This window comes from Hymenobacter plasmatis (assembly GCF_020711255.1).
Classification (GTDB): domain Bacteria; phylum Bacteroidota; class Bacteroidia; order Cytophagales; family Hymenobacteraceae; genus Hymenobacter.
Window position 1 is genome coordinate 100,545 of the sequence record NZ_JAJFAW010000018.1, and the last position, 10,749, is coordinate 111,293.

Genomic DNA, 10,749 nt, shown 5'->3' on the forward strand with positions numbered 1-10,749 from the left:
CTACTCAGCTTTTTTGCTTTCAATGAGCTTGATAATCTCCTGCAAATCAGCCGCGCTGATTTTGTTGTCCTGCGCGAAAAACGACACCAGGTCCTTGTAGGAGTTCCGGAAATGCTTCTGCACCAGCGTGCCCAGCGAGCTGCGCTGGTAATCATCGGCCGATACTACCGGCACGAAGCGGAAGGAGTTGCCCAGCTTTTCGGCCCGCACGTAGCCCTTGCGTTCCAGGTTGCGCACCGTGGAGGCCAGCGTGGTGTAGGGCGGGCGCGGCTCGGGCAGGCGTTCCAGTACTTCCTTGATAAAGCCGCCGTTGCTTTGCCAGAGCACGTGCATGGCGTCTTCTTCGGGTTGGGTAAGGCGTTCCATGAGTGGGAGTGTCTTGTTATTACGATTGTTTCGTAAATCTACGATAATTTCGTAATGGTGAAAATTATGTTCCTTTAATTTTTTATTGACTGAAACAAAAAGGCCTTTCCAGCAATGGAAAGGCCTTTTTATGGAAAATATTTTTGGGTTGGCCAACGGCGGCCGGTTATGGATGCGCAGTTCCTTGTTGAGCTGTCAGCCAGTTGATGGCTTCGCCTTCGTCGCCGAAGAACCCGACCACAAAGGGTTGGCCTACATAAGAATCGATGGGAGCAAAGGCCGGCCCGGTCACAATTTGCTGGTGCAGGTCGGGGCCCACGAGGTAGGCCACGTAGAGCCGCGCGCCCAACTGGGCGGCCATGTCGGGGAAGAATTCGGTCAGCAGCCACTGCGTAGTCTGCGGGTCGTTTAGGGTGCGGCGGCGGATGTCCTGCAGCCAAAAGCAGCACTTTTCGCGCAGCCCCGCCTGGGCTAGTTCTTCGTAGGCAGCCGGCAATTGGGCTGGGCCGGGCTGGAACCCCCAGCGCCCCACCAGAATGCCCAAATCGGGGCGGGGCGTGAGTTGCAGCAGCGGCAAGGGCGGGTTCTGAATCATGCGGAAAGGCGGGGAATGGCAAACGAAGCAACTCGGGCAGCAACAGCTACCAAAGTACTACGCCAGCCCAATTTGAGCGACTAGTGCGCCGGAATAGCTTCGGCAGGTGGCGCGCTGGCTTCTACGGGTGGGTGTTTGCGCAGCGAGCGCACGGCCAGCCCCACACTGGCCAGTGCCAGCACTGCCCCCAGCAAAAACGGCGCGCCCGGAAACTGCACCGGCGCCGTGGGCCGCGTGAAAAACGCAAATAAGTAAGTCATCATCAGCGGCCCCACCACGCCCGTGGCGCTGATGAGGCTGGTGAGCGAGCCCTGCAGCTCGCCCTGCTCATTGGCGGGCACCTGGCCCGAAATGGTGCCTTGCAGGGCTGGCCCTGAAATGCCTCCCAGGCAGTAGGGGGCCAAGAACACCAGCATAAGCCACCCCCTCGACGCAAACGCGAACAGCACAAAGCCCAGCGCATAGCACAGCAGCCCCACCACAATGGCCCGGGCCGCGCCCAGCCGCGGGATGGCCACGCGCACCAGCCCGCCCTGCACCAGACCAGAAAACAGCCCAATTACCGCCAGTGAGATGCCTACCAGCTTCTCGGTCCAACCAAATTTGAGCATGGTGTAAAACGTCCAGACCGACTGCGTAGCCGAGCCCGCCAGGTAAATCAGCACCAGCGCAGCCACCAGGCCCAGCACCGCGGGGTAGTGCCCTAGCCGCAGCAGCGAGGCCACCGGATTGGCCCGCCGCCACTCAAACGGCCGCCGCTTGGCGGGCGCCAGCGACTCGGGCAGCACAAAAAAGCCGTAGAAGAAATTGCACAAACTCAGCCCGGCCGCCACCATAAACGGCACCCGCGAGCCAAAGTCGGCCAGCAGCCCGCCCACCGCCGGCCCAATGATGAAGCCAATGCCAAACGCCGCGCCCACCAGCCCAAAGTTTTGGGCCCGCTTCTCGGGCGTGCTGATGTCGGCAATATAGGCCGTGGCCGTGGTGAAGCTGGCCCCCGTGATGCCCGCAATCACGCGGCCCACAAACAGCCACGCCAGGGTAGGGGCAAAGCTCAGAAAGATGTAGTCGAGCCCCAGGCCCAGCAGCGCCGCCAGCAGCACCGGCCGCCGCCCCAGCTTGTCGCTGAGCCCGCCGATTACCGGCGCGCAGCAAAACTGCGCCATGGCATACGCAAACGTGAGCCAGCCCGAATATTCCGAAGCCCGGCTCAGCCCCTCGCCCGTGAGCTGCTGAATCAGCTTGGGCACCACCGGAATGATGATGCCCAGCCCAATTACGTCAATCAGAATCGTGACGAAGATGAAACCAAGAGCGGGAGAACGTTTATCGGACATGGCAAGAAAGCAAATACAAAGGCGCCGCTGTCACCGGCAACCGGTCAAAGGTCAGTAGAAAAAAGGACGAGTCCACCCCCACATTATATCCGCGGCGGCGGGCGCGGGTTGCGCAGCAGGCGCCCCGCGTATTTTGCGGCCTCGCTCCAGGGTTCTGCTTCTTTCATGCCTGCTCCGCTACCTACTGCCCTCCCGTACCGCCCCGAACTCAACGGTCTGCGGGCCGTGGCCGTGGGCATTGTGCTGGTGCAGCACTGGCTGCAGCCGGCGTTTCCGCTGGGCGAGCTGGGCCCAAGCTTGTTCTTTGTGCTCAGCGGCTACCTGGTGTCGGGCATTATCTGGAAATACGAAGCCTATGTGGGGGCGTCCGGGCCCTGGTGGCACCGGGTGGGCACGTTCTACCTGCGGCGGGCGCTGCGCATCCTGCCGTCTTACTACCTGGTTTTGGCCGGCTGTGCGCTGCTGCCGCTGGCCATGGTGCGCGAGTACCCCGGCTGGTACGTGCTGCCGGGGGCCAACTTCCTGGTGTACCGCTTTGGGGGCTGGGGCGACGGCGTGGGCCACTTCTGGACCATTGCCGTCGAAATTCAGTTTTATCTGTTCTGGCCCTTGCTGCTGGGCATCTTAGGCCGTCGGCTAAAGCCGCTGCTGGCGCTGGCTGTCTTGGGCTGGGTGTTTCGGGTGCTGTGGTCGCTGTGGGTGAACCCAAACATGGTGCACATGCTGCTGCCCGCCAATCTGGATTTGTTTGCGCTGGGAGCCGTGCTCCAAGTGGCGCAGCACCAGTCTTGGCTAGCGCGGCTGGCCCGGGGGCGGTATGTGCTGCTGGCGTGGCTGAGTTGGGCTGCCTTGCACCGGTGGCTCCCGCCGGGGCCCTGGGCTCAGTTTTGGGCCGTGAGCCAAGGCAAGTGGTTGGCGATTGCCGATTTTCTCACGATTTGCTGGCTGCTGTGCGTGCCCGCGGCCGGCCGTCGCCTGGGCTTGAGCCATGCGGCCACGCAGTGGGTGGGCCAGCGCAGCTACGGCATTTACCTCTACCACCTGCCGCTGCTGGTGTTTTGGCAGCGGCTGGTATACCATTTCGTGCCCGATGCCGCGGGCCGGGCCGCTCTCATGGGGCCCTTGTCCATCCTGTGCGTACTCGGACCAGCGGTGCTCCTGCTCAGCGCGGCATCCTGGCATTTCGTAGAAGCTCCCATCGACCGCTTCAAAAACCGGTTCCGGTACGTTTCTGCTCCGCGGCCCCTGGCAAAGCACGTTTAGGATGGTAACGGTACGCAAAAAGCTGCCCTGGATAATTTTGGGTTTGCCTCCACTATGAAATTGGGCTGGTTGCCTGTGCTGCGGCCAGCCGGCTAGGCTTCTCCGCTAGCGCCCAAGGCAGCTAGCGGTAGCGGCCCGGCGTCGACGAGGCGCTGCTGGGCGCTCAGGCCCACATCCAGCAAATCCTGCATCAGGCCTTCGCCGGCTGCTTCCGGCGTGTACGTATCGGTAGTGGTGCTCACCACCAGCACCGGCCGCTCGGGCAGGGCTACCAGGGTGGCCCGCCGGTCAATCCCGGCCGGAAACACGGGGGCGCACAGAATCAGCCGGATGTATTCGACGCCATTGCCCGCCAGCCAACGGCAGGCCGCGGCTGCCCCGTGGCCGTATCCGAGCACCGTGAGCGGCGTATCTGGCGGGCAGGCGGCCAGCACCTCATTGGTAAGGGCATCGAGGTAAGCGCTCAGGTCGTCGAAGTCCGGAAGCAGCGAGTCGGGCGCAAACCAGGCAGCGCCGGTGCGCGGTTCTTCTCCCTCGGCTGCGGGCAATTCAAAACGGCTCAACGCTTCGGGTAGCACCAACAGGCGCTCCGGGGTATCGAGGTTGCGGAGCTGGTCGGCCAAGTCGCCTACGGGCTGGTCGTGGCCGTGCAGGCATACCCACACGTGCTCAATGGCTGGACCAGGCTGGCCCAGGCTCAAATAGCGGGCCGTGCGCGGCGTAGTAAAGGGGAGCGGTATCATAGCAGCGGCCCGGAATAGTGATGAATAAGCCCAAGTCTATACGTCCTATCCCAGCCTGCTGCTTAGTAGCGACGCGTTTTTTCTGCCTGACAACCACACGTTAACCCTTGCCATGCCGCTAAAAAGACATTTTTTGTGGCTTTACCCGAAAGTTTGCTTACCTTTGTATCACAAACAGTGCGGGGTGGAGCAGTTGGTAGCTCGTTGGGCTCATAACCCAAAGGTCACTGGTTCGAGTCCAGTCCCCGCTACCTAAAAGGCCGTTTTCCTTATGGAAAACGGCCTTTTTCTTTTACACCCTTACGGTATCAGACTGTTGCAGGTGGCGCACCAGATACGGGGCGGTCCGGCTGGCCTTCACTTTGGCTACCTCTTCTGGAGGTCCGGCCGCAACGACGTGCCCCCCTTCTTCGCCCGCGCCGGGTCCGATGTCGATAACCCAATCCGAGCCGGCCACTACGCGCATGTCGTGCTCCACTACGATGACGGTGTTGCCTGCTTCTACGAGGCCGTCGAGTTGGAGCAGGAGCTTCTCTACATCGGAAGGGTGGAGGCCGGTGGTGGGCTCGTCGAGGATGTAGAGGGTGTTGCCGCGGCCGATGCGCTGCAGCTCGGTGGCCAGCTTGATGCGCTGGGCTTCGCCGCCGGATAGCTCGGTGGCGGGCTGGCCGAGGCGCAGGTACCCCAGGCCCACTTCGCGCAGCACGGTGAGGGCTCGGTGCACGGGCGGCTCTTCGGCGAAGAATTCCCAAGCGTCGTCCACGGTCAGGCCCAGTACTTCGGCGATGTTTTTGTCGCGGTAGGTTACTTCCAGGGTTTTGGCGTTGTAGCGGGCGCCGTGGCAGACGGGGCAGGGCGCGTATACGCTGGGCAGAAATAGCAGCTCAACCATCACGAAGCCTTCGCCCTGACAGTTTTCGCAGCGGCCTTTGGCCACGTTGAAGGAAAAGCGGCCGGCATCGTAGCGCCGTTTTTTGGCCGCAGGCGTGGCGGCAAACAGCTTGCGCACGTGGTCGAACAAGCCGGTGTAGGTGGCCATGTTGGAGCGCGGCGTGCGGCCGATGGGCTTCTGGTCGACCCGCACCAGGCGCTTGATGCCTTCCATGCCGCCCGTAATCTGGCCGCCGAGGGTGACCGGGGCGGGCTGGTCCAAGGCATCGGCTTCCTCTTCTTCCAGGGAAATTTCCTGGCCCAGGTGCTCGGCTACCAGCTCAACCAAAACCTGGCTTACCAGACTCGACTTGCCGGAGCCGGACACGCCCGTGACAGTGGTGAACACGCCCAGCGGAAAGGTCGCCGAAAGATTATCGAGGTTGTTGCGTGTGACGCCAGCCAGCTTGAGCCACCCCATGGGGGTGCGCGGCTCGCGGCTGGGTAGCTCAATTTCGGAACTGCCGAACAGGTGGCGCCGTGTTTGCGACTCAGTTACTTGCCGCAGCCCTTCGGGCGGGCCGCTGTAGAGAATGTGGCCGCCTTTTTCGCCGGCGGCCGGCCCCACGTCTACCAGCCAATCGGCTTGGCGGATAACGTCCAAATCGTGCTCGACAACGAACAAGGAATTGCCCGCGCCCTTTAAACCGTCTAGCGCGGCTAGCAGCGCTTCGGTATCGGCGGGGTGCAGGCCAGCGGAGGGCTCATCGAGCACATATACTACTCCGAACAAATTGGAATACAGCTGGGTGGCAAGCCGCAGTCGTTGCAGCTCGCCTGGCGAGAGGGTAGGCGTGGCGCGCTCCAGCGAGAGGTAGCCCAGGCCCAAATCCAGCAGCACGACGAGGCGGGCAGCTAGGTCTTCGGCAATGCGTTGGGCCACGATGGCTTGCTCGGGGTGCTCGGTATCGTGTTGTTGCTTGCCGGCCTTGCCTTTGGCATAGGGTTGCAGCAGGCCAGCCAGGCGCTTGAGGGGCAGCCTCGACATTTCGGCAATGTCGAGGCCGGCAAATTTCACCGACAAGGATTCTTTGCGCAGCCGCTTGCCCTCGCAGGTGGGGCAGTCGCTGCTGAGCATATATTGGGCCACCCGCTTCTTCATCAGCGGGCTGTGGGTGGTGGCGAAGGTGTGCAGCACGTGCCGCCGCACGCCGGTGAAGGTGCCCATGTAGCTGGGCTCCATCTTGCGCTTCACGGCGTAGCGCGTCTGCTCGGGGGTGAAGCCGGCGTACACGGGCACCACCGGCTGTTCGTCGGTGAAGAGAATCCAGTCCCGGTCTTTCTGGGGCAGGTTGCGCCAGGGCGTGTCCACGTCGTAGCCCATGCTCACGAGGATGTCGCGCTGGTTTTGGCCACCCCAAGCCTGGGGCCAGGCGGCAATGGCCCGCTCCCGGATGGTGAGCGAGGGGTCGGGCACCATGCTATCCTCGGTCACTTCGTACACCCGGCCCAGGCCGTGGCAGGTGGGGCAGGCGCCTTCGGGCGTATTGGGTGAAAAAGACTCCGCGTAGATGATGCCCTGGCCCTTGGGGTAGTCGCCGGCCCGCGAGTAGAGCATGCGCAGCAGGTTGGACAGCGTGGTGACCGAGCCCACCGACGAGCGGGTGCTCGGGGCGCCGCGCTGCTGCTGCAGGGCCACCGCCGGCGGCAGGCCGTCGATGGAATCGACTTCGGGCACGGCCATCTGGTGAAACAGCCGACGGGCGTAGGGCGACACCGACTCGAGGTAGCGGCGCTGGGCCTCGGCGTAGAGCGTGCCAAAGGCCAGGCTGGATTTGCCCGAGCCCGACACACCCGTAAACACCACCAAGGCATCGCGCGGCAGGTCGACGTCGACGTTCTTGAGGTTGTGCTCGCGGGCGCCGCGCACACGCACGAATCCGGTGGCGCGGGCGTCGTCGGAAGGAGAAGGAGAGGAAGGGGTGGCCATGGACTGTCTAACGCGAAGCTTGCCTCCGAGGTTAAAATCAGGCGCCCCTATGAGGAGCTGTACACCGCGCTGGGAACCACCCTGCAAAGCAGAAGTTAAAGCAGGGCCTTAGGGCAGTTTTATCCGCTAAATCGGAGGGAGTTAGGTATGGCCTCAAATATTTGTGTTGAAGGTTTGATATGAATTAATTAAACATAAAATTGCATCAGGCCGTAACCAAAGCACAACAATTGGTTTTCGTACTCGAATTAGCGGGCGGCTTAAATGATAGATATATGGTTGATATAAAAGAACATGCAGAGGTACAAGCGTATTTTGATTTCATAAGCAAAAAAGAATTTCCCTGCGTAGCGGCCAAGACGGCCCTGACCTGGCAGCAGCTCAATTGCCTGGTGGTGGACCACCTGGCTTGCCCCAAAGACGACGCCGCCATCCTGGAATTTCTCTATGGGTTTGTCGACACCTACCGGCAGTCGGAGAAGCTCTACCACAGCGCGGCCATCATCTTCCGCGGGCCCAGTCAGCCCAACGAAGCGCTGTTTGAGGAGCTGTTCTGGCAGCGGCTGCAGTCGCTGGCCAACCTCGACGCCCGGCAGTTTGGCTACGACCCCCGCGTGGTGGCCGACCCCGGCTCGCCCGAGTTCAGCTTTAGCCTGAAAGAGGAGGCCTTCTTCGTGGTGGGGCTGCACCCGGGCAGCGGGCGCGCGGCCCGGCAGTTTCAGTACCCCACGCTGGTGTTCAACCCGCACGCGCAGTTCGAGCAAATCCGGAATAACGGCCGCTACGACAACCTGCGCGATACCATCCGAACCCGCGACGTGGCGTATTCCGGCTCCGTAAACCCCATGCTGCAGAACTACGGCGCCGCTTCCGAAGTATACCAGTACACCGGCAAAGCCTACGACGATGCCTGGCAGTGCCCCTTTCTCAGCCCCCATGCCCGACCCTCAGCTCATTCCGCCGCGTAGCGGCACCGCCTTTCTGCTCCGCCAGGGCCAGCGCCTCAAGGTAACCGACCCGCAGGGCGAGCAAGTGTCAGACTTCGTGTGTTTTAACCAGCACGACCCGGCCGAGTACCTGTCATCGGGCCGCACCATCGACTACGCCGAAACCATTTTTCTTACCGTTGGGCACCCGTTCTACTCCAACCGGAGCAACGTGATGTTTGAGCTGGTGGAAGACACCGTGGGCCGGCACGACTTTCTGCTCACGCCGTGCTCGGCCGATACTTTTCGCATCATCTACGGGCACGAGCACCCGCACCGCGGCTGCTTCGGCAACCTCAGCGAGGCCCTGGCCCCGTATGGCATCGGCCCCGACCAGATTCCGATTTGCTTCAATATTTTCATGCACGTAACCGTGGACGGCGACACGGGCAAAGTGGGCGTGCTGCCTCCCAAAAGCCGCGCTGGCGACTACGTGGTGCTCGAAGCCAAAATGGACCTGATTGTGGGCATGACGGCCTGCTCGGCCGAAATGTCGAACAACTACGCCTTCAAACCCATTGCCTACGAGGTGCTGGCGTAAGCTATTTATTGGGTGTAAAAGTCCGCACCCGAATGATGGGGATAAGCTGGTACGCTTACGCCAACGATGGCGACGACGCAGGCTGGGAAAGGGCACTGGGCGCGGGCCGGGCCGACTGGCGGGCGGCATATCCCCGCATGAGTAGCAAGTAAACGCCGCCCGACACCAGAAAGCCCACAAACCAGGCGTAGTTGTACACGGCCACCAGGCCGGGCCACACCGCGCCTTTGTCGAGCACGCCAATGGCGGTGAGGAAGCCCGGTACGTTGGGCAGAATGCCGACGATAAGCGCGACGATGGCGGCGATGTTGAAGCCGTTGCGGTAGGCGTAGCGGCCGTGGTACTGGTAGAGGTCGGGCACGTCGAGCTGCTGGTGGCGGATGAGGTAGTAGTCCACAATCATGATGCCGCCGATGGGACCCAGCAGGCCCGAATAGCCCACCAGCCAGGTGAAAATGTAGCCCGAAGGGTCGGCGATGAGCTTCCAAGGGAAGATGAGCACGCCGAGCACGCCGGTGATGTATCCGCCCATTTTGAAGCTGATGCGGGTGGGCGAGAAGTTGGCGAAGTCGTTGGCCGGGCTCACGATATTGGCCGCGATATTGGTGGCCAGGGTGGACAGGGCCACGGCCAGCATTGCCACGCTCACCAGCACCTTGCTGTCGAACTTGCTGGCCAGCACCACCGGGTCCCAGATGGTTTTGCCGTAAATAACGAAAGTGGCTGAGGTAACCACCACGCCCACAAACGAAAACAGGGTCATGGACGTGGGCAGCCCTAGCGCTTGGCCCACCTGCTGGGCCCGCTGGCTGGTGGCGTAGCGCGTGAAGTCGGGGATGTTGAGCGAGAGCGTGGCCCAGAATCCCACCATGCCCGTGAGCGAGGGGAAAAAGAAAGCCCAGAATGCCGCGCTGGAAGTGAATTTGCTGGGTTGAGCCAGAATTGGACCCAGCCCGTGCCCGGCCGAGATGGCCCACCACAGCAAGGCCAGCGCCGCTACGGGTAGAAAATACGCCTTGAACACCAGCAGCTTGCGAATGCTATCGACGCCGAGGTACACCACGTACATGTTTACGAGCCAGAACAGGAAAAATACCAGTGCCGGCCCCGTAGCCAAGCCCCAGCTGGCCGGGAAAATGAGTGGCAACGTGGCCAGCCCCGGCACCCACAGCACCGCCATCTGGTAGAGCGCATAGCCGCCAATCCAAGTCTGGATGCCGAACCAGCCGCAGGCAATAATGGCCCGGAGCAGCGCCGGCACGTTTGCACCGCGCACGCCAAAGCTGGCCCGCGCCAGCACCGGAAACGGGATACCATACTGCGCCCCGGCCCGGCCGTTGAGCAGCATGGGCACCAGCACGATGGTGTTGCCCAGGAAGATGGTGAGCAGCGCTTCCCACCAGTTCATGCCGCCCTCGATGAGTGAGCTGGCCAGCATGTAGGTGGGGATGCACAGGCTCATGCTAATCCAGAGCGCGGCGTAGTTGCCGGTACCCCAGGTGCGCTCCTGCGGCGGAACTGGCGCCAAGTCGGGGCTGGTGAGGCCAGCGGCGTACGGCTCGGTGGCGAGTGGCGGCGTGGTATTCATGCGGTTGTCGGTGAAAAAGGCCCCGGCTAATGTAAGCGTCTCGGCGATAAGAACCTCTTGTTGAGCTTGCCCAGGAAATTTGGCGAGTTGAGTTCTGTCAATTCAATCGGCTGTCATGCTGAGCGCAGCGAAGCATCTTCTCACGGCTCAACGATTCGTTCTTCGGTGATAAGATGCTTCGCTGCGCTCAGCATGACAGCCGATTGTAGGGGCTGCTGAGATATATACTTGCTGTGCTGGCCTGTAATTGCACATTAGACAAGTGGTTGAGCTCGCTACTTGTTGAGCAAGTAGCCTCGCGCTAGCTTGCCAAACTGAGCTACTTGCTGCGTCTGCCACGCCGCGTCGTGGCCCAATTCCTGCGCCAGCAGGGCGGCTATCGTGGGAGCCGCGCGCAGCGCGGCGGCCGCGTCCAGAAACAGCAGGCGTACGCGCCGAGCCAGTACGTCTTCCACGGTGCGGGCCATTTC

10 protein-coding genes and 1 tRNA gene are annotated in these 10,749 nt (G+C 62.0%); 4 read left to right on the forward strand and 7 right to left on the reverse strand.

Annotation, left to right across the window (positions count from 1 at the left end):
• From LJ738_RS14070 to LJ738_RS14080, 3 genes are all read right to left on the reverse strand, one after another.
• Positions 1-366 (reverse strand): BlaI/MecI/CopY family transcriptional regulator, encoded by a 366-nt coding sequence (locus LJ738_RS14070; RefSeq protein ID WP_227787057.1) that lies wholly within the window; start codon positions 364-366, stop codon positions 1-3.
• A gap of 166 nt (positions 367-532) precedes the next feature.
• Complete coding sequence (locus LJ738_RS14075; RefSeq protein ID WP_227787058.1) at positions 533-961, reverse strand: hypothetical protein; 429 nt, start codon at positions 959-961, stop codon at positions 533-535.
• Between the two features lie 80 nt (positions 962-1,041).
• Positions 1,042-2,298 (reverse strand): TCR/Tet family MFS transporter, encoded by a 1,257-nt coding sequence (locus LJ738_RS14080; protein WP_227787059.1) that lies wholly within the window; start codon positions 2,296-2,298, stop codon positions 1,042-1,044.
• A gap of 165 nt (positions 2,299-2,463) precedes the next feature.
• Between LJ738_RS14080 and LJ738_RS14085 the strand changes: the two genes are divergently transcribed.
• A complete protein-coding gene (locus LJ738_RS14085; protein ID WP_227787060.1) occupies positions 2,464-3,561 on the forward strand; it encodes an acyltransferase family protein in 1,098 nt (365 codons plus the stop codon).
• A 92-nt stretch (positions 3,562-3,653) separates the two neighbouring features.
• Here LJ738_RS14085 and LJ738_RS14090 read toward each other — a convergent pair whose 3' ends face one another.
• A complete protein-coding gene (locus tag LJ738_RS14090; protein ID WP_227787061.1) occupies positions 3,654-4,304 on the reverse strand; it encodes an alpha/beta hydrolase in 651 nt (216 codons plus the stop codon).
• A 178-nt stretch (positions 4,305-4,482) separates the two neighbouring features.
• Between LJ738_RS14090 and LJ738_RS14095 the strand changes: the two genes are divergently transcribed.
• A tRNA-Met gene (locus LJ738_RS14095) sits at positions 4,483-4,555 on the forward strand.
• Positions 4,556-4,596: 41 nt separating this feature from the next.
• On the opposite strand, the gene uvrA is transcribed toward LJ738_RS14095, so the two are convergent.
• On the reverse strand, positions 4,597-7,164 hold the full coding sequence (gene uvrA, locus LJ738_RS14100) for an excinuclease ABC subunit UvrA (RefSeq protein ID WP_227787062.1): 2,568 nt from the start codon (positions 7,162-7,164) through the stop codon (positions 4,597-4,599).
• Positions 7,165-7,439: 275 nt separating this feature from the next.
• Here uvrA and gntA point away from each other — a divergent pair, with 275 nt between their 5' ends.
• Complete coding sequence (gntA, locus tag LJ738_RS14105; RefSeq protein WP_227787063.1) at positions 7,440-8,132, forward strand: guanitoxin biosynthesis heme-dependent pre-guanitoxin N-hydroxylase GntA; 693 nt, start codon at positions 7,440-7,442, stop codon at positions 8,130-8,132.
• On the forward strand, positions 8,101-8,691 hold the full coding sequence (locus LJ738_RS14110; protein WP_227787064.1) for a DUF1989 domain-containing protein: 591 nt from the start codon (positions 8,101-8,103) through the stop codon (positions 8,689-8,691). Before gntA ends, LJ738_RS14110 begins: the two co-directional genes overlap by 32 nt.
• A gap of 55 nt (positions 8,692-8,746) precedes the next feature.
• Here LJ738_RS14110 and LJ738_RS14115 read toward each other — a convergent pair whose 3' ends face one another.
• Together LJ738_RS14115 and LJ738_RS14120 are read right to left on the reverse strand one after the other, a co-directional pair.
• Complete coding sequence (locus tag LJ738_RS14115) at positions 8,747-10,279, reverse strand: NCS1 family nucleobase:cation symporter-1 (RefSeq protein ID WP_227787065.1); 1,533 nt, start codon at positions 10,277-10,279, stop codon at positions 8,747-8,749.
• Between the two features lie 275 nt (positions 10,280-10,554).
• The coding region (locus tag LJ738_RS14120; protein ID WP_317206804.1) for a glycerol-3-phosphate dehydrogenase C-terminal domain-containing protein at positions 10,555-10,749 on the reverse strand (195 nt) is incomplete at its 5' end.

What these genes read in the sequence shown, in the direction of transcription:
- uvrA (WP_227787062.1), bottom strand. Translation starts at nt 7,164, where the DNA reads ATGGCCACCCCTTCCTCTCCTTCTCCTTCCGACGACGCCCGCGCCACC.
- LJ738_RS14070 (WP_227787057.1), bottom strand. Translation starts at nt 366, where the DNA reads ATGGAACGCCTTACCCAACCCGAAGAAGACGCCATGCACGTGCTCTGG.
- LJ738_RS14075 (WP_227787058.1), bottom strand. Translation starts at nt 961, where the DNA reads ATGATTCAGAACCCGCCCTTGCCGCTGCTGCAACTCACGCCCCGCCCC.
- LJ738_RS14080 (WP_227787059.1), bottom strand. Translation starts at nt 2,298, where the DNA reads ATGTCCGATAAACGTTCTCCCGCTCTTGGTTTCATCTTCGTCACGATT.
- LJ738_RS14085 (WP_227787060.1), top strand. Translation starts at nt 2,464, where the DNA reads ATGCCTGCTCCGCTACCTACTGCCCTCCCGTACCGCCCCGAACTCAAC.
- LJ738_RS14115 (WP_227787065.1), bottom strand. Translation starts at nt 10,279, where the DNA reads ATGAATACCACGCCGCCACTCGCCACCGAGCCGTACGCCGCTGGCCTC.
- LJ738_RS14110 (WP_227787064.1), top strand. Translation starts at nt 8,101, where the DNA reads ATGCCCGACCCTCAGCTCATTCCGCCGCGTAGCGGCACCGCCTTTCTG.
- gntA (WP_227787063.1), top strand. Translation starts at nt 7,440, where the DNA reads ATGGTTGATATAAAAGAACATGCAGAGGTACAAGCGTATTTTGATTTC.
- LJ738_RS14090 (WP_227787061.1), bottom strand. Translation starts at nt 4,304, where the DNA reads ATGATACCGCTCCCCTTTACTACGCCGCGCACGGCCCGCTATTTGAGC.